The sequence below is a fragment of the Paenibacillus vietnamensis genome (assembly GCF_020169515.1).
GTDB classification, from domain to species: Bacteria; Bacillota; Bacilli; order Paenibacillales; family Paenibacillaceae; genus Pristimantibacillus; species Pristimantibacillus vietnamensis.
In genome coordinates this window covers 18,970-36,108 of sequence record NZ_JAHMHW010000022.1, presented here as the reverse complement: position 1 = coordinate 36,108, position 17,139 = coordinate 18,970, and the positions used below count along the sequence as shown (strand labels likewise).

At 54.9% G+C, this 17,139-nt stretch carries 16 protein-coding genes and 1 pseudogene; all 17 read left to right on the top strand.

Going from position 1 to position 17,139, the window contains the following annotated elements; translation table 11 throughout:
* The 17 genes and pseudogenes from KP806_RS24545 (at nucleotide 1) to KP806_RS24465 (ending at nucleotide 17,132) form a co-directional block, all read left to right on the top strand.
* Complete coding sequence (locus tag KP806_RS24545; protein WP_224726393.1) at nucleotides 1-1,506, top strand: response regulator transcription factor; 1,506 nt, start codon at nucleotides 1-3, stop codon at nucleotides 1,504-1,506.
* Between the two features lie 119 nt (nucleotides 1,507-1,625).
* Complete coding sequence (locus KP806_RS24540; protein ID WP_224726392.1) at nucleotides 1,626-2,921, top strand: ABC transporter substrate-binding protein; 1,296 nt, start codon at nucleotides 1,626-1,628, stop codon at nucleotides 2,919-2,921.
* Between the two features lie 76 nt (nucleotides 2,922-2,997).
* Nucleotides 2,998-3,879, top strand: coding sequence for a carbohydrate ABC transporter permease (locus KP806_RS24535; RefSeq protein ID WP_224726391.1), 882 nt, complete (start codon nucleotides 2,998-3,000; stop codon nucleotides 3,877-3,879).
* On the top strand, nucleotides 3,876-4,700 hold the full coding sequence (locus tag KP806_RS24530; RefSeq protein ID WP_224726390.1) for a carbohydrate ABC transporter permease: 825 nt from the start codon (nucleotides 3,876-3,878) through the stop codon (nucleotides 4,698-4,700). The genes KP806_RS24535 and KP806_RS24530 overlap by 4 nt, the downstream gene beginning before the upstream one ends.
* Before the next feature lie 35 nt (nucleotides 4,701-4,735).
* Nucleotides 4,736-5,680: a glycoside hydrolase family protein gene (locus tag KP806_RS24525; RefSeq protein ID WP_224726389.1), complete on the top strand. Its 945-nt coding sequence runs from the start codon at nucleotides 4,736-4,738 to the stop codon at nucleotides 5,678-5,680.
* Nucleotides 5,681-6,109: 429 nt separating this feature from the next.
* Nucleotides 6,110-6,703, top strand: a complete 594-nt coding sequence (locus KP806_RS24520; protein ID WP_224726388.1) for a TerD family protein — start codon at nucleotides 6,110-6,112, stop codon at nucleotides 6,701-6,703.
* A gap of 28 nt (nucleotides 6,704-6,731) precedes the next feature.
* Nucleotides 6,732-7,313 (top strand): TerD family protein, encoded by a 582-nt coding sequence (locus KP806_RS24515; protein ID WP_224726387.1) that lies wholly within the window; start codon nucleotides 6,732-6,734, stop codon nucleotides 7,311-7,313.
* A 64-nt stretch (nucleotides 7,314-7,377) separates the two neighbouring features.
* Complete coding sequence (locus tag KP806_RS24510; RefSeq protein ID WP_224726386.1) at nucleotides 7,378-7,956, top strand: TerD family protein; 579 nt, start codon at nucleotides 7,378-7,380, stop codon at nucleotides 7,954-7,956.
* Nucleotides 7,957-7,989: 33 nt separating this feature from the next.
* A complete protein-coding gene (locus KP806_RS24505; RefSeq protein ID WP_224726385.1) occupies nucleotides 7,990-8,568 on the top strand; it encodes a TerD family protein in 579 nt (192 codons plus the stop codon).
* Between the two features lie 83 nt (nucleotides 8,569-8,651).
* Nucleotides 8,652-9,917, top strand: a complete 1,266-nt coding sequence (locus KP806_RS24500) for a TerD family protein (protein ID WP_224726384.1) — start codon at nucleotides 8,652-8,654, stop codon at nucleotides 9,915-9,917.
* 24 nt (nucleotides 9,918-9,941) lie between these two features.
* Entirely contained in the window at nucleotides 9,942-10,739 is a 798-nt protein-coding gene (locus KP806_RS24495) for a TerC family protein (protein ID WP_224726383.1), read from the top strand.
* A gap of 128 nt (nucleotides 10,740-10,867) precedes the next feature.
* Nucleotides 10,868-12,073, top strand: a complete 1,206-nt coding sequence (locus tag KP806_RS24490) for an HpcH/HpaI aldolase/citrate lyase family protein (protein ID WP_224726382.1) — start codon at nucleotides 10,868-10,870, stop codon at nucleotides 12,071-12,073.
* Nucleotides 12,015-13,316 (top strand): annotated as a pseudogene (locus KP806_RS24485) (phosphoribosyltransferase family protein); the annotation flags it as partial. The gene KP806_RS24490 and the pseudogene KP806_RS24485, both read left to right, overlap by 59 nt.
* Nucleotides 13,308-14,495 carry a cysteine protease StiP family protein gene (locus tag KP806_RS24480; RefSeq protein ID WP_224726428.1) on the top strand — a complete coding sequence of 396 codons (1,188 nt, stop codon included), beginning with the start codon at nucleotides 13,308-13,310 and terminating at the stop codon, nucleotides 14,493-14,495. The pseudogene KP806_RS24485 and the gene KP806_RS24480, both read left to right, overlap by 9 nt.
* On the top strand, nucleotides 14,492-15,286 hold the full coding sequence (locus tag KP806_RS24475; RefSeq protein WP_224726381.1) for an HAD family hydrolase: 795 nt from the start codon (nucleotides 14,492-14,494) through the stop codon (nucleotides 15,284-15,286). Before KP806_RS24480 ends, KP806_RS24475 begins: the two co-directional genes overlap by 4 nt.
* Nucleotides 15,287-15,365: 79 nt before the next feature.
* Nucleotides 15,366-16,385, top strand: a complete 1,020-nt coding sequence (locus KP806_RS24470) for an ATP-grasp domain-containing protein (RefSeq protein ID WP_224726380.1) — start codon at nucleotides 15,366-15,368, stop codon at nucleotides 16,383-16,385.
* 66 nt (nucleotides 16,386-16,451) lie between these two features.
* Nucleotides 16,452-17,132 carry a hypothetical protein gene (locus KP806_RS24465; RefSeq protein ID WP_224726379.1) on the top strand — a complete coding sequence of 227 codons (681 nt, stop codon included), beginning with the start codon at nucleotides 16,452-16,454 and terminating at the stop codon, nucleotides 17,130-17,132.
* Nucleotides 17,133-17,139: the final 7 nt, after the last annotated feature.

Below are 17,139 nucleotides of genomic sequence, written 5' to 3'. Positions count from 1 at the left end.
ATGAAACTGCTTATAGCGGACGATCAGCAATCGCTGCATACGTTTTTGGACAAGGTAATGAAATGGGAGGAGCTTGGCATCACGGAGATCAAGCATGCTTACGACGGGAAAGAGGCGGCCGAGCTTGCGGAGGAGTATTTGCCCGACTTGATGATTATCGATATTCAAATGCCTTACATGAACGGAATTCAGGCGTTAACCCGGCTGCAGTCGCTGCCCCGCAAGCCCAAAACCGTTATTTTGAGCTCGTATGACGAGTTCGAGTATGCCCGGGATGCGCTAAGGCTGAGCGTTGCGCAGTATTTGCTTAAGCCCGTCGACTCGGCGGCGCTTGAAGAGGCGCTGAGGGAGCTGATCGGAGAGATTAGGGAGGAGCGCGAAAAATCGCTGGAGCCTGTCCTCGCCGGCCTTCAGCAAGGGGAGTCCATGCAGCCGGAGGCGCTCGCGGCCGTTCAAGCCGCCTTTCGGACGTTCGGCATACGCAGCTACTCCGTGCTGACCGTATCGGGAATCGCGCCGGAAGCGGCCGCGGTCAAGGAGACGATCAACCGCCATTCGCCGCATGCGATACCTCTTCCGTTTCATACCCATGCGCAGGGCTGCACCGTCATCCTCGGAAATGGCGGCTCCTGGCGGCAGGAAGAATTGATGCAGCTGTGCCGGCAGGCAGCGGAGTCGTTTGGCGGACTTGGAGCGGATGCCGGCGTCAGAATCGGAGTCGGCGGCATCGGCGATGCGCCGGCCTTGCTGCCTGAGCTCGTTCTGCATAGCCGCCAGGCGGCGGCGTCAGCCTTCTATTCGGAAGCTGCGGTACATGCCTATTCGGAGAAGGAAACGCCCGGACAATGGACGGCGGCCCATTACCGGAAGTTCGATCAGGCGTTCGAGGAGAAAATCGACCTTTCCTTTTCACGCGAAGCTCTAAAGGAGCTCGTATCCGGTCTGTTTCGGGAGTTCGCCGGCCTGAGGCTTAGCCCCTTCCGCGTTTACGAGCTTGCCGGCCATTATATGATTCTGACGGAGCAGACGCTGAAACGGTCGAACCGGCTGCCCGCCGAATATGCCGGAGTGCCTTTGGACAGGCTGAGGTCATATGGCACGGCCGACGGGCTGGAACGTTTTTTTCACTCCATAATCGACGAAATCGCGGACGATACGAGTCCGGCGGCGGCTATGACAGAGGAAACGATCGGGAGGATCAAGCGTTACGCGGAGCTCCATCTTGCCGAGGATCTGTCGCTCCAGACCGTCGCGGCCGCATTCGGTATCGACAAATACCAGTTAAGCCGATTGTTCAAGCAGCAGTACGGGATCAACTATTGGCCGTTTGTGACCGAGGTCCGGATGAAGAAGGCGGCCGAGCTGCTTGCGGGAACCGCTTTGAAGAACAGCGCGATCGCCGAAATGACGGGTTTTGTGGACGAGAGCCATTTCAGCAAGGCGTTCAAGAAGTTTTACGGCGCATCGCCGAAGGAGTACAGAGCGGGACCGCAGCGGAATCAGTAAATGTAAGCGTGCAACAATATACAATAAATCGTGCAACAATGTAAATTCATCGCCTCCTGCTCATGCGGTATCCTAATATTGAAAGTGCTTACAACAACAATAGCCAGGGGGAATGAAACATGAGAAAAACGAGCTATATGCTGCTGGTCGCGATGATGGCCGTTACCCTTCTGTTGTCCGCATGCGGCGGCAGCGGAAATAACGGGAACGGCAATCAGACGGGGGCTGCGGACGGAGAAGGAACGGCTTCCGAACAAAAGGTCAAGCTGAGCCTGCTTTCCTGGAACAACGAGACAGAGATGAAGCCGGTTATCGACGGTTTTACGAAGAAATACCCGAACATCACGATTGACTTCCAGACGGCGCCGCCGGTCAAGGACTATATCGCCAAGCTGCAGACGATGCTGCTGTCCAATTCCGCAACCGACGTGTTCATTATGGCGGCGGAAAACCGCAACGAGCTGATCGACGGCGGTTACGCGCTCGACTTGACGGATCAGCCGTTCATGTCGCAAATGACCGATGCCAGCAAAGGGATGTTCACCCGCGACGGCAAAACGTACGCATTCTCCCAAGCAGGCTGGGTGGGCGGCATCTATTACAACAAAGACCTGTTTGCTAAGGTCGGCGTAACGGAAGAGCCGAAAACCTGGCAGGAGTTCATCGATCTCTGCTTAAAACTGAAGGAAGCGGGCATTGTGCCGCTTTATGATAACGCTGGAGATATTTCCACGATTCAAGGGGCTTTGGTGGCGAGCATGACGCTGTCCAACGATCCGGAGTATGACGCTAAATTGTTCACCGGCGAAAAAACGTTTGCCGACGGCTGGTCCGAGCCGCTTAAGCTGTGGAAGGAAGGCCTCGTCGATAACGGCATCATCGATTCCGGCATGATCGGATTGACCGGCGACCAGATCGTCAACGAGTTTGCGGTAGGCAATGTAGCCATGATTCAAGGCGGACCGTGGAATATTCCGGCTATCGAGAAAGCGAATCCGGAGCTGCAGTTCAGCATGATGGCGGTACCGGGCGTGGAGCCGGGCCAGGAATTTTACGCAGGCGCGCCTAACGTTGGTTTTGCGGTGAACAGCAAATCGAAAAATCAGGATGCCGCGCTGAAATTCGTCGAATATCTCTCCACGCCGGAAGGGCTGGAGCTGTTCGAGAAGGGAACCGGCCAGATCATCACGGTAGCCGGCTATGAGAGCAAGGTTCACCCGGCTCTTGAAAAAGCGTATAAAGAAGGCTTGCTCGCAGGCAAATTCTATCTCCCTATGGTTTCCTGGCCGAGACATCAGGAAGCGCTTCGCAATCAAATGGTTGTCTCCGTTCAGGACTTGCTTGTAGGCAAAGGATCGCCGGAGGATGTCACCAAGGCGCTCGATCAGAAGCTGAAAGAGATGGAGAGCAAATAAATAAAGACCGTTAAAGCAAACGGAGGGGGCGCCCACGCGTTGCCCCCTTCCTGCTTTAGAGGAGGGAGCCTGCGGGATGAAGCTGCTTAGAGGATTACAGTATCAACTATTTCTGCTGCCGATTTTGTTTTTCTATACGATCTTCACCATTTACCCGCTGATTAAGTCATTCTTCTTCAGCCTTACGAATTTCAACGGATATTCGAAGGAATACGATTTTGTCGGGCTTGCGAATTACCTGAAAATATTCAAGGACACAGCCATTATGTCCGGCATTTCGTACACGCTGCTTTTCGCGATTTCGACTACGGTTCTGACCACGCTGCTTGCCATCGTGCTTGCGCTAGTGCTGGATCGGAATTTCTATACAAGAAACATTCACCGGGCGATCTTTTTCTTTCCGTCCATTCCGAGCGGTCTTATTCTGGCCTATGTATGGGGTTTTATTTTGTCGCCGATCGCATCTGGCGTACTGAACAGCGTGCTGCACGATTTGTTCGGCATGGGACCGCAGCCTTGGCTTTCGGAGCCGTTTCTGGCGAAGCTGTCGACCATCCTGGTGGCCGTATGGGCGGGAGCCGGCTGGCATGCCGTGCTTTATCTCGCCTTCCTGCAAGGGATCTCGAAGGATTATTACGAAGCCGCCGCCATCGACGGGGCGACGCGCTTCCAGCAAATCCGCAGCATTACGCTGCCTCTGCTTGCGCCTGCCATGACAATCAGCGTCATGCTGCTCTTGACCGGAGGGCTTAAGGTGTTCGAAATTCCGTTCGCGCTCACCAAGGGCGGACCGGGCTTCGAGACGCATACGATCACGCAGGTCATTGTGCTCCGCGGCATATCCGAGGTGCAGTTCGGGCTTGCTTCGGCCATGTCGATCGTCTTTTTCCTGATCGTTCTCGCCCTGACGTACTTCCAGGTGACCGTAATGCAGCGTAGAGAGGAGAAAATGTTATGACGGAATCCGCCCGCAAAAGCTGGCTGCTGGACATACTGATGCTGCCGGTCGGACTTGTTACGTTTTTTCCGTTTTATTTAATTATCGTCAATACGCTGAAGTCGCCGGTCGAAACGGCCGCCAATCCGATGAGCCTGCCGACGAAGCTGAATTTCGATACCTATGCAAGGGTGTTCAAGGAGATACCGCTGGCGCAAAGCTTTGGCAACAGTCTGGTCATTACGATCGTTTCGGTGCTCTTGATGGTGCTGATCGGCGCGATGGCCGCCTATCCGATCGTCTTTAATCCGGGAAAGCTGAACCGCGTCATTATGGGTTATTTGCTGGCGGGCTTTCTCATTCCGTTCCAGACGACGCTGATTCCGCTGTTCGAGCTGATGACGGATTTCCGGCTGATCGACAAGCTGTACGGGCTTATCTTCATTTACATGGGCGGGGCCGTGTTCGTTTTTTTCCTGATGATGGGCTACATGAAGACGATTCCGAAGGAGCTGCCCGAGGCGGCGATTATCGACGGCTGTACCGTAGGGGGCATTTTCTGGCGGATCATTTTCCCGCTGCTCAAGCCGATTACCGTAACGGCGATTATTTACCAGACGATGTGGGTATGGAACGATTTTCTGGCTCCTATGCTGTTCCTCAATTCTTCCGATAACGCTACGCTTGTGCTGCAGGTGTATAAAGCGAAGGGAGAATTCGCCGTCGATTGGCCTCTATTCATGACCTTGACGGTGATCGTGCTTATTCCGATCTTCATTTTCTTTATTTTGATGCAAAAGCAAATCGTAAAAGGAATTGTCGGAGGAGCAGTAAAGGGATAAGCCGGCTACATTAACCTGAGAGGACGATACGAACGATGAACGCACCAAACGCACCCTTATTCCGTGATCCGATTTACGACGGCGCAGCCGACCCGGTTGTCGTCTGGAACAGAGAAGCCAAGGAGTGGTGGATGATTTATACGAATCGCCGGGCCACCGCCGAGGGGCCGAAATTTTCATGGGTGCACGGTACCGACCTGGGGGTAGCCTCTTCCCGCGACGGCGGGCAAAGCTGGCTTTACCGCGGCACGCTGCAGGGGCTCGACATCGAGTGGGGCCGGAATACTTTTTGGGCTCCGGAGATTTATTATCACGACGGCGTCTACCATATGTATGTCAGCTATATTCAGGGAGTGCCGTCCGATTGGCCGGGTCACCGCCGCGACGTTATGCATTATACAAGCTCCAATCTGCTTGATTGGACCTTTCAGTCCAAGCTGAAGCTGAGCTCGGACCGCGTGATCGACTCGTGCATTCATGCGCTGCCAGGCGGCGGCTTCCGTATGTGGTACAAGGACGAGGGCAACGGCTCCGCAACCTATGCGGCGGACAGTTCCGATTTGTACGAATGGAAGGTTATCGGTCCGGTCATAACGGGGCGCGGCCACGAAGGACCTAACGTATTCCGGTTCAAAGGCTCTTACTGGATGATCGTGGACGAATGGAGAGGCCAGGGCGTGTACCGCTCGGACGATTTGGACAAGTGGGAGCGGGGCGGTCTCATCCTCGATCAGCCGGGCAGCCGGGAGGACGACGGGGGAATCGGCCTGCATGCGGATGTGGTTGTGCAGGGCGATGAAGCTTATATTTTCTATTTCACGCATCCGGGCAGAAACGGCGCCCTTAATCAGGAGGGGCAGGAGCAGCGTTACGAGAGCAGGCGCTCCTCGATTCAGGCAGCCAAGCTTGAGGTCGAGAACGGCGTGCTCGTCTGCCGCCGCGACGAACCGTTCGAGCTGAAGCTTCTCCCGGAAGAATAGCAGCAGCAAGGAGGACCGGTCCTGCAGCCGTTTGGCTGTCGGGCCGGTCCTCCGCTCGTCGATCCGCTTGGACTAGTCCTTCGGCAGAAGAACCGCAAGCAGAAAGATTCCGTTAATCAGCAGCAAAACCCCGAAGATGAGGGCGGTTTTGTTCTTTTTCAAAAATGCCATGGAACCACCCCGAACAAATGATTTACTGCCTTTATTATCTCGCTTAAAGATTCCTTTTTCCAGCTTATTTTTTCCATTCGGCGGCGTTTGTCATCAGCCTTCTTGAATTGTTGAAATTTGTAAAGCGCAGGTCCTATGATATAAAATAAATAACGGAGCGAAAATAACGATTTCCTTAAATTTTTTGGAACCCCGGTGTCGAATGGGCGTATTTCTTGTTATGACTGTTGAACCTTATGGAAAGGGGGTGCAAATACGATGGGAATCTCTCTCGTGAAAGGCCAGAAGGTTGATTTGACGAAGGGCAACGCAGGTTTGACCAAGGTGATCGTCGGCCTCGGCTGGGACCCTGCGGAGCAGAAGAGCGGCTTTTTCGGAATGAAGAAGGCGGCTAACGTGGACTGCGACGCATCGGCCCTGCTGCTGGATGCGAACGGCAAGCTTAGCGGCGAGCGCAACCTGGTATGCTTCTACAATAAGCAAAGCGGCGACGGCTCCGTCATCCACAGCGGCGACAACATTACGGGACAAGGCGAAGGCGACGATGAGCAAATCCACGTTCAGTTGGACCGCGTTCCTGCGAACATTCACAGAATTCTTTGCGTCGTTAATATTTACGAATGCGAATCGAGAAAACAGGATTTCGGCATGATCAAATCCGCGTTCATCCGGATCGTTAATCCGGCGAACAATCAAGAGCTGGTCCGTTTCAACCTGACCGAAAACTATTCCGGCAAGACCGCACTGGTCGTCGGCGAGCTGTACCGCCACAACGGCGAATGGAAGTTTAACGCGATCGGCGAAGGCACGCATGCTGCCCATGTCGATATCCTTGCTCGTCAATACCAATAATTCTATTGAGAAAGAGGGCATCTTATCAATGGCGATCAGCTTATCCAAAGGTCAAAAAATCGATCTTACGAAAACGAATCCCGGCCTAACGAAGATTATGGTAGGCCTCGGCTGGGATACCAATAAATATGACGGCGGCAAGGATTTCGACCTTGACGCTTCCGTGTTCTGCCTGAACGCTCAAGGCAAAGCAAATTCCGAATCCGACTTCATCTTCTACAACAATCCGAAGAACAGCAACGGCTCCGTTGTCCACACGGGCGATAACCGTACGGGCGCCGGCGACGGCGACGACGAGAAGGTTGAAGTCGATCTTGCGGCCGTTCCTGCCGAAATCGACAAAATCGCTTTCTGCATTACGATTTATGAAGGACAAGCCCGCAGCCAGAATTTCGGTCAGGTATCGAACGCTTTCGTCCGCATCGTGGACGAGCAAAGCGGCACCGAGCTTATTCGTTACGATCTGGGAGAAGACTTCTCCGTAGAAACGGCTGTTGTCGTAGGCGAGCTTTACCGTCATTCCGGCGAATGGAAATTCAGCGCGGTAGGCAGCGGCTTCCAGGACGGCCTTGGCGGACTTGCGCGCAACTACGGCCTTTCAACCAACTAACAGACTACCCGTGAAGGGTCGCCGGCGGCGGCCCTTTTAAAATGACAAGAATGGAGGAAATCCGATGGCCGTTAATTTGTCGAAAGGACAGAAGGTCGATCTGACCAAATCCAACCCGGGACTTACCCAAATCGCAGTCGGATTGGGCTGGGACGTGAACAAATACGACGGGGGCAGCCAGTTTGACCTCGACGCCACCGCGTTTTGCTTGAATGCGGCCGGCAAGGTGAACAGCGAGAAGGACTTTATTTTCTATAATAACCGTTCCAATTCGAACGGCTCCATCGTATCGTCCGGGGATAACCAAAGCGGCGTGGGCGCCGGCGACGACGAGACGATTAAGGTGAATTTGGCCGCCGTGCCCGCCGATACGCAGAAGGTGGCGTTTTGCATTACGATTCATGATGCGGCGCAAAGAAATCAAAACTTCGGCCAAGTGGCGAATGCTTATGTGCGCGTCATGAACGAAGCGACAGGGGCGGAACTGATCCGTTACGATCTCGGAGAGGATTTCTCCGTGGAAACGGCAGTCGTCGTAGGCGAGCTGTACCGCCACAACGGCGAGTGGAAATTCAGCGCGGTAGGCAGCGGCTATCAAGTCGGCCTGGCAGGCCTTTGCAATGATTTTGGCGTCCAGACGTAAAATCAAGCTTGCCCGATAAGGAGGAGTAAAGCGATGTCGATTAATCTTTCCAAAGGACAACGGATTGATCTTACCAAGACGAACCCGGGGCTGACCAAAGCCGTGCTCGGTCTGGGCTGGGATACGAACAAGTATGCCGGGGGCGGTGAAATCGACCTCGACGCGAGCGCATTTCTGCTGCATCAGGACGGCAAGGCGAAGGACGAGAAGGATTTTGTTTTTTACAACTCCCTCATCGCTTATAATGGAGCAGTCGAGCATACGGGGGACAACCGAACGGGAGAAGGCGACGGGGACGATGAGCAGATCAGGATCGATTTTCAGAAAATCCCGCCGCACATCCACCGGATCGGCATTAGCGTAACGATCCATGACGCCGACAGCAGGCATCAGAACTTTGGACAAGTGTCGAACGCTTTCGTACGTCTGGTTGACGAGACGACCGGGAGGGAAGTGCTCCGCTACGATTTGGGAGAAGATTTCTCTATCGAAACGGCAATCGTGTTTTGCGAGCTGTACCGCCATGGGGCGGACTGGAAATTCCAGGCCGTCGGTTCGGGTTTCTCGGGCGGCCTCGCGGCGCTTTGCCGGAACTACGGCCTGCAGGTTTAATTCATAGGCAAGCGGGTGACGCCTTAAGCCGTCCTGGCGGAGCCGTCACCCATTTCCGATCATTATCGAAAGGCGGTTTATGCATGGAGCTTTCTTTGACGAAAGGCCAGAAAGCGGATATAACGAAAAACAATTCATCCTACAGAAACCTCCTGGTTGGCATGGGGTGGCAGAGCGGCGCAGGCGTGGACGTAGATTTCTCCGCTTTTTTGCTGCGGGCTGACGGCAAGGTCGCCGGCGACCGGGATTTGATCTTTTACGGCAATCCGAAAGGGGCGGGCGGGGCAGTCGAAATTGCCGGCTCGGACAAGCGCACCCTTGCGGGCAAGACGGACCAGGAGCAGGTAAAGGTAAGCCTGTATGACATCCCTCGGGATATTGAACGACTTTCTTTCACGCTGACCATCTATGAAGGCGAAGCCAGGAAGCAGAGCTTTGCAAATGTGGACGACGCTTATATTCGAATTTTGGACGAAGGAACGGGACGCGAAATTTTGCGTTATGAGCTGGGAAAAAACTTCTCCGTAGAAACGGCAATTGTCGTTGGAGATTTATATAGATATAACGGCGAGTGGAAGTTTAATGCCATCGGTTCCGGATACTCGGGCGGGCTGGGAGCGCTTTGCGCCAGCTTCGGCATCGAAGTAAAGGCCGATGCGCCTACGCCTCCGCAGACCTCGCCGCAAGCGGCGCCTAAGGCTGCCGCACCGCCGCCGCCTCCGGCTCCTCCAGAGCGGACGACCGCGCCGGTTAATTTGAGTAAAATTTCCCTTACCAAACGCGGGGACGTTATTAACCTGCAGAAAGGGACAGGCTCGCTCGGGGAAATCGTCGTGAACCTGAACTGGAATCAGAAGAAAACGACCGGCTTCTTCGGACGCTCAAGCGGTGTCGATCTGGATGTAGGCTGTCTGTTTGAACTGAAAAACGGGATGAAAGGCTCCGTTCAAGCGCTGGGGAACAGCTTCGGGGATTTTGCGAGAGCTCCTTACATATCGCTTGACGGAGACGACCGGACAGGCTCTATCAAGACGGGCGAGAATTTGAGAATTAACGGCAATAAGGTTTCGGAGATTAAAAGAATCGTCGTGTACGCTTATATTTACCAGGGCGTAACGAATTGGGCGGAGGCGGACGGTGTCGTTACGATCAAGCAGTCGGGCGGCCCCGATATCGAGGTGCGGATGGACGAGCATAATAACCGGATGGGCATGTGCGCGATCGCAATGATCGAGAACGTGAACGACCAAACCTTCAGCATCCGGCGTCTCGTGCAGTATTTTTCAGGACACCGCCAATTGGACGAGACGTATGACTGGGGACTCAGATGGGTACAAGGCAGTAAATAATCGCATTATGCGGAGGTTATGGCAATGGCTGATTTTTTTCATGATTTGATCTCGAATTTCGGTAATTTCTTCAGCTGGGAAAATCTCTCCCACGTATTCACCGATCCGACGAGCTGGGGCATTATCGCGACCCTGGTCCTTTTGGAAGGACTTTTGTCCGCGGACAATGCTCTCGTGCTGGCGGTCATGGTTAGGCATTTGCCGAAGGAGCAGCAGAAGCGGGCTTTATTCTACGGCATTATCGGGGCTTATATTTTCCGGTTCATAGCGATCGGCGTAGGCGTCTACCTCGTCAAAATTACGTGGATCAAGGTAGCGGGCGGCTTGTACCTCCTATGGATCGCGCTGAGCAATCTGTTCCATCTGGAATTTAAGATGGCCCGTGTAGGCGGCGTCCCGCTGCTACCTTACATCGGCAAGAAGAACGATGACGAGGAAGAAGAAGCGGTCCAGAACAAGGGCTACGGCTTCTGGCGTACCGTGCTGGCCGTTGAAATGATGGATATCGCCTTCAGTATCGACAGCGTTCTTGCGGCGTTCGGCGTCAGCGAAGAGGTATGGGTTCTGTTCCTGGGGGGTATCCTCGGCGTCTTGATGATGCGCGGTGTCGCCCAAGTGTTCCTGAAGCTCATCGACAAGTTCCCCGAGCTCGAGAAGGCTGCTTTTATTCTCATTATCATCATCGCGGCCAAGATGATCGCCGGAGCATACGACTTCCATGTTCCTCACGCCTATTTCTTCGGTTTGATTGTCGCCGTATTCGTAGGCACGATGATCTTCAGCGTCATTCGTCAAAAAAGAGCTTCCGAATCCGCACAATAAGCTCACACATATTCATGCAGCCGGAATATCCCTCCATGTAATGCGAGGGATATTTTTTCTAGAAATACAAGAAAGTATTCCCCGCGAAACGCGCCCAGGCAGTCACCATTTTTGAGGAGGTATGTCCCATGAGGTATTTTAACTATCTTAGCAGAGAAGACGAGCAAGCCTTCTTTTATTCCCTTCCGGGACAGTTCGGTAACGACGCGGACAAAGAAACGCTGGCGCATGCCGTCGGTGCGGCGCTTTACATGCCGGCCACCAGGCTGACCATAGCGGACGACTTGGCTGCGGGCAAGCATGAGGGTCTGGTGTCGATGGTGATTGATCTTGAAGACGCGGTAGGCGACAACCAGCTTGAAATGGCGGAAGATACGCTGCTGCAGACGCTGCTGCAGATCGGACGTTATACGGCGGCAGGATTGCTGCATGAGGACCGGATTCCGCTTATGTTCATCAGAGTGCGGTCCGTGGAGCAGCTGAGGCGGCTGCTTGATTTATGCGGGGAGGAAATCGGATATATAACGGGAATCGTATTCCCGAAATTTAACGCATGGGCCGGAAGCGAATATTTTCGGGTGCTGGACGAGTTTAACAGAGGCCGGGGGCCCGGCGGCAAAGTGCTTTACGGCATGCCAATATTGGAAAGCGCGGAGATCATTTACCGCGAGGCACGAATGGACAGCCTGCTCGACATTTCCTCGCTGTTGAAGGAGTACAGGGAATACGTGCTGAACGTCCGGATCGGCGCGACGGATTTCTCGAGCCTGTTCGGGCTGCGGAGAAGCCCTGACCATACGATTTACGATATCGGGGTGATCAGGGACTGCATCGCGGATATCGTGAACGTATTCGGACGTATGGACAATCACTATGTCATCTCCGGTCCGGTCTGGGAGTATTTCAAGAGCGACCGCGTATTCAAGCCCCAGCTGCGCCAAACGCCTTTCGAGGAAAGCATGGGCAGGCACGGGCGGATTTTGCGAATGTCCTATATTAACCGTTATGTGGACGGGCTTATTCGCGAGGTAGCGATGGATAAGGAAAACGGAATCATAGGCAAGACGATCATTCATCCGTCGCACATCAAGCCGGTTCAAGCTATGTACGTCGTGACGCACGAGGAGTATATGGACGCGCTGCACATTATCGAGAACGGACAAGGCGACCTTGGCGTCATGAAGAGCCGGTACGCCAACAAGATGAACGAGTTCAAGCCGCATATGACATGGGCCGGACGCATTATGACCAGAGCAAAAATATACGGGGTGCTAAATGAAAACCAGAACTTCACCTGCTTACTTGCAGAAGAACGGGAATCCGCTATCGTATAAGATCATCGGCGATTTGGAAGTATCGATATCGATCACCGGCAATCCGTACGGCCTTCCGCCCGGCAGGCTGTTTCAGATGGCCGCCAGAATGAACAAAAAAAGAAGCTTTTTGTTTGTCAGCAAGGTGCTTGGCAAGCATATCCCCGTGGACCCGCATGTACCGCTGCTTGCGGGCGCGGCGCTCGGCCTGCTCTACCGCGAGTCGCTGGGCGAACCGCTTCCGGTTCGGATGGAGGAGCTGCTGCACGCATTGGACGACCCGGAAGCCGCGGAGCGCGTCTACGGCGCCCTTAAGCGGAGCAAGCTCCGGCTGACGGAGAAAACGTTGTTTATCGGCTTTGCCGAGACGGCAACGGCGCTTGGCCACAGCGTGTTCGACATGTTCGAGGGCGAGGCGGCTTTTCTTCATACGACGAGGGAGAGCATTGGGGCTATGAGCTCCTGCATCGATTTCGAGGAGGAGCATTCCCATGCGACGGCGCACCGCTGTTATGCGGAGGATCCTGCCATTTTTGAAGGTGCGGAAACGATTGTCCTTGTGGACGACGAAATGACCACCGGCAAAACGGCCATCAACATCATCCGCGATCTGCATGCGAAATACGGCAGGAAGAACTATGTGCTTGCCAGCCTGCTGGATTGGCGCTCGAAGGAGGATATCCGGCGCTTAAGCGACACAGAGCGAGAGCTTGGCGTCAGCATTGGCTGCCTTTCGCTCATGTCCGGTGAAATTGCCGTTACAGGGGCTCCGGTAGAGAGCTCGCCGGCATCGGACGAGCCTGCCGAGCTGCAAACGGAGCCGGTCATCGATCGGATCGAGGCTTACGGCTGCTTCTCGGCTTTGGCTTCCAGCGAGCCGAAGACCCCTTATCTCCGGGATACGGGGAGATTCGGCTTAACGGCCGAAGGAAGCGACAGGCTGGAGCGGGAGCTGGAGCGGACTGCAGAGTGGCTGAAGGGGAGGAGGTCGGGATCCAATACGCTGTGCATGGGCACCGGCGAGTTTATGTACATCCCGATGCGGATCGCCGCCTTGCTAGGTGTTGGGGTCAAGTACCAGTCCAGTACGCGCAGCCCGATTCATCCTTACTCAGCCCCGCATTACGCGGTCCATTCCGCCTGCCGTTATGCCTCTCCGGAGCATGAAGGCGTCATGAACTTTATGTACAACATTCCTCACGGCCATTACGACGAGCTGTTTCTGTTCATAGAAAGGCAGATGCCTGAGGAGAGGATGGCGGAGCTGCGGAATGCGCTTCAAACGCTCGGCATTCCCCGGATTCATTTGGTTTTTTTCAGCAAAACCATTGCGCAGCCGGATCCGATCGGCAGCTATAAAAGCGAGGATGCGGTTTTTCTGCTGAAGGATTTGAGCGGGGTACCGCTTGAAAGGAAGACGGAGGAACGGGAGGCGAGCATGCAATCCGGCGGCCATTATTCGGAAAGCCTGCCGATCGAATACGAGCCTACTCCGGAGTATATTCGGCTGTTCGAAGCCTCGCTCGAACAATCGTCCGGCATTTTGGCCCAAGCGGCCGGAACGGTGTCCGAGCTGCTTCTCAGGAAGCACGGCCCGGATATCGTGCTCGCTTCCCTGGCCCGGGGCGGAACGCCTGCAGGGGTGCTGATCAAACGCTACTTGAAGCAGGTTCATCGCCTGGAAGTGCCGCATTACAGCCTATCCATCATCCGCGGCAAAGGCATCGACGAGAATGCGCTGCTCTACATTCGCCGGCTGCATCCGGAGCGAACCGTTCAATTCGTGGACGGCTGGACGGGCAAGGGCGCTATCCGCAAGGTGCTGAGCGAAGCCTGCGCGGAAATGCGCCGCAAATACGGCCTGAAGCTGAACGACGAGCTGGCCGTTCTTGCGGATCCCGGACGGTGCGCGGATGCGTTCGGAACGAGGGAGGATTTTCTCATTCCAAGCGCCTGCCTTAATTCGACCGTGTCGGGCCTGATCAGCCGGACGGTGCTGCGCTCTGACCTGATCGGAGAGGAAGACTTCCATGGCGCGAAGTATTATCGCCAGTACAGCGGATCCGATCTTACGGCCCGGTTTATCGATACGGTATCCTCACGTTTCGAGGAGGTGCGCGAAGAGGCGCAGAGCGCGGCGGAGAAGCTGTGGGCGAGCCCGGAAAGCTTGCGTCCGACCTGGCAGGGGCTGGAGGATATCCAAACCATTCAGGACGAATTCGGAGTAGCGGAGACAAATTTCATCAAACCCGGAGTAGGGGAGACGACGCGGGTTTTGCTGCGGCGGGTGCCGCGCGTCATTCTCGTCGACCGGTTGGATAATCCGCATCTGAAGCATATTCTGCTGCTCGCGAAGGAACGCGGCGTACCCGCGGAAATTTACCCGCATATGTCTTATTCCTGCTGCGGCATTATTAAGTCGGTAAAGGGGGACCAGGAATGATATTTGCGAGCGATTTGGATCAAACTCTGATTTATTCGGTTCGCTCCAAAGGCGATATCAGTCTCGAAGAGATGGTTCCGGTAGAGCTGCATGAAGGCAGGCATATTTCTTATATGACGAAGCCGGCTCTCGACAAGCTGCGCCTGGTCGCCGGGACAATGCATTTTGTTCCCGTAACGACGCGGATTCCCAGGCAGTTCAACCGCATATTCGGCATCACGGAGCAGCTTCGGCCCGAATATGCGATTGTGAGCAACGGGGGAACGGTAATGGCGGGCGGGCAGATCGACCGGGAATGGCAGCAATTCGTCCGGGAAGCCGTCAGCAGCCATTGTGCGGAAAATACGGAAATTGCCGAATTGTTTGCGAAGATCGCCTCCGACCACTGGGTGAAATCCTCCGATCTTTGCGACGATTTATTTTATTCCATCGTAGTAGAGAGAGACCGGCTTCCGCTGGAAGCGCTGGAGGAGCTTAAGAAGCAGCTTGCGGCCCTCGGCTGGAGCTACTCGCTGCAGGGCAGGAAGATCTATCTCGTGCCCGAGAAGGTGAGCAAGGGCGCAGCCATCCAATATGTGAAGGAGAAGCTCGCTTCGACGTACGTATATGCGGCGGGCGACAGTCTGCTCGACGAAAGCTTGCTGCTCGCGGCCGATTACGCGATCGCGCCGGTACACGGCGAGCTCGGCCGCTTTTATGACAGTCATCCGCATATCCGCTTTACGTCGGCCAGAGGCGCATTCGCCTCGGAGGAGCTGCTCGACCGCATTCTGGAGCATGCCGGCGCGTAAGGAGCTAACTTACAACTGCAGCTGAAGGCTCGCGCTAGTCGGGCCGTTTACGCTAGAGACACGGAAGAAGGGATCAGACATGACGACGCGCATTTATATGAACCGCTGGTTTTCGGTGGCTTACCATTATATCAATATGATCAGGAACAATCCGGACGGGGAGCGCTTCGAATTTTTCGGCACCCATCCGGACATTAACCACATGTCGCTGGTGGCGGCCGATCACGCCGGCACCGAGCCCGCGCTGCTAGGCAGGGAGTACGCGGAGTTTTGCGCGGATTACTGCAAAAGGAATGAAATCGATCTGTTTATTCCCCGCCTGCATATGGAGGAAATCTCTCGTTACGCGCATTTATTCGACGAGATCGGCACGAAGGTGATGGTATGCCGCGATATCGCTTTGCTGGACGCCATGGTGGAGAAGGATAAGTTTTACGAGGCTTTGGAAGGAAAAGAGCTGGTCGCCATCCCCGATTACCGGGTCGTGAACACGGCCGCTCAATTCAAGCAGGCTTACGAGGAGCTGATCTCCGCCGGCCACCGGGTGTGCTTCAAACCGACGAAGTCCGAGGGCGGAATGGGCTTTCGGATCATCGATAACGAACGCGATGCGCTGAAAGAGCTTTACGGCTATGTGACCTTGTCGACCAGCTTTCAGCAGGCGTTCGACACGCTGTCCCGGACGGAGCGCTTCGACGACTTAATGGTCATGGAGCTTCTGAGCGGCACCGAGTACAGCATCGATTGTGTCGCAACGGCGGACGGGGAGCTGATCACAGCCATTCCAAGGCGGAAGTCGACGGGACGGACCTATTTGCTGGAGGACGAACCGGAGCTGCTGGATATCGCAAGCCGCATCGCAAAATCGCTGCGCATTCCTTATGCCTTTAACATTCAAGTCCGTTACAGCGGCGGCGTACCCAAATTGCTTGAGATCAACCCGAGGATGTCGGGCGGCCTCTACATCACCTGCTTATCGGGGGTTAACATGCCGTATTTGGCCGTTCAGGCGCTGCAGGGTAAACGGATTGAGCCGCCGGCTCCACGGTTTGGCATTCAGGCGGGATATGTGGAGCAGCCGCTCATCATGAAGCAATAGGACTTGCATTGACTTGCGTGCCCGAAAGACGCGATAATTGAAGGAGCAAGAATTGGAGGTGCAGCGATGAGTGCGATGAACAAAAAATTAGCCATTGCATTAGGCAGCTATGTGCTGGCCCTGATCGCATATTGGCTGGTCTCTCCTTATATAGCGATCGCCATACCGGCGGCCGGCCTGTTCGGAGCTCTGCTTTGGGGCAGCCGGAACGGAAGGGCGATTGCGGAACCGCCGCGGGGTTCGGAGCTGCAAAGCCCGCAGGAGCAGAGGCTGCCGCAGCAGAGCCCGGCAGCGCCCCACAGCACTGCGGCCGCTCCGCAGGCCGACGCGCCGAAAGGGCCGCCGATGGACCCGGAGCTGGCATCGGCACTCGAATACATCGGCGTAATCGAAGATATGATTTTGCTGGAAGGCGAGCAGAACAATCTGGACGATGAGATCGTCCAGAAGTCGCTCTCGCTTCTGACACGGCTCAACCGGCTGATTCCGGATTTGGCCGCGCTCGGCGATTCAAGCATTAATCATAATATTTTGAGGCTGGTCAGAAAGGATCTCAATTCGACGATTAATCCGTTCCTGCGGCTCAGCGGCGAGGCCAAGCGCCAGAACCGCCGTCTGCTTCTTGACGGCATTAAGGATATCGATTCCAAGCTGACCTTTTATACGAAGACGATTGAACAGAAGGACTTGATGGAGCTGCGCACCAAAGCGGAGCTTATTCAGCAGCGGTACCGCCTGAACGACTAACAAAGGA

What these genes read in the sequence shown, in the direction of transcription:
- KP806_RS24525 (WP_224726389.1), top strand. Translation starts at nt 4,736, where the DNA reads ATGAACGCACCAAACGCACCCTTATTCCGTGATCCGATTTACGACGGC.
- KP806_RS24470 (WP_224726380.1), top strand. Translation starts at nt 15,366, where the DNA reads ATGACGACGCGCATTTATATGAACCGCTGGTTTTCGGTGGCTTACCAT.
- KP806_RS24495 (WP_224726383.1), top strand. Translation starts at nt 9,942, where the DNA reads ATGGCTGATTTTTTTCATGATTTGATCTCGAATTTCGGTAATTTCTTC.
- KP806_RS24465 (WP_224726379.1), top strand. Translation starts at nt 16,452, where the DNA reads ATGAGTGCGATGAACAAAAAATTAGCCATTGCATTAGGCAGCTATGTG.
- KP806_RS24540 (WP_224726392.1), top strand. Translation starts at nt 1,626, where the DNA reads ATGAGAAAAACGAGCTATATGCTGCTGGTCGCGATGATGGCCGTTACC.
- KP806_RS24510 (WP_224726386.1), top strand. Translation starts at nt 7,378, where the DNA reads ATGGCCGTTAATTTGTCGAAAGGACAGAAGGTCGATCTGACCAAATCC.
- KP806_RS24535 (WP_224726391.1), top strand. Translation starts at nt 2,998, where the DNA reads ATGAAGCTGCTTAGAGGATTACAGTATCAACTATTTCTGCTGCCGATT.
- KP806_RS24480 (WP_224726428.1), top strand. Translation starts at nt 13,308, where the DNA reads ATGGCGGAGCTGCGGAATGCGCTTCAAACGCTCGGCATTCCCCGGATT.
- KP806_RS24530 (WP_224726390.1), top strand. Translation starts at nt 3,876, where the DNA reads ATGACGGAATCCGCCCGCAAAAGCTGGCTGCTGGACATACTGATGCTG.
- KP806_RS24500 (WP_224726384.1), top strand. Translation starts at nt 8,652, where the DNA reads ATGGAGCTTTCTTTGACGAAAGGCCAGAAAGCGGATATAACGAAAAAC.
- KP806_RS24545 (WP_224726393.1), top strand. Translation starts at nt 1, where the DNA reads ATGAAACTGCTTATAGCGGACGATCAGCAATCGCTGCATACGTTTTTG.
- KP806_RS24515 (WP_224726387.1), top strand. Translation starts at nt 6,732, where the DNA reads ATGGCGATCAGCTTATCCAAAGGTCAAAAAATCGATCTTACGAAAACG.
- KP806_RS24520 (WP_224726388.1), top strand. Translation starts at nt 6,110, where the DNA reads ATGGGAATCTCTCTCGTGAAAGGCCAGAAGGTTGATTTGACGAAGGGC.
- KP806_RS24475 (WP_224726381.1), top strand. Translation starts at nt 14,492, where the DNA reads ATGATATTTGCGAGCGATTTGGATCAAACTCTGATTTATTCGGTTCGC.
- KP806_RS24505 (WP_224726385.1), top strand. Translation starts at nt 7,990, where the DNA reads ATGTCGATTAATCTTTCCAAAGGACAACGGATTGATCTTACCAAGACG.
- KP806_RS24490 (WP_224726382.1), top strand. Translation starts at nt 10,868, where the DNA reads ATGAGGTATTTTAACTATCTTAGCAGAGAAGACGAGCAAGCCTTCTTT.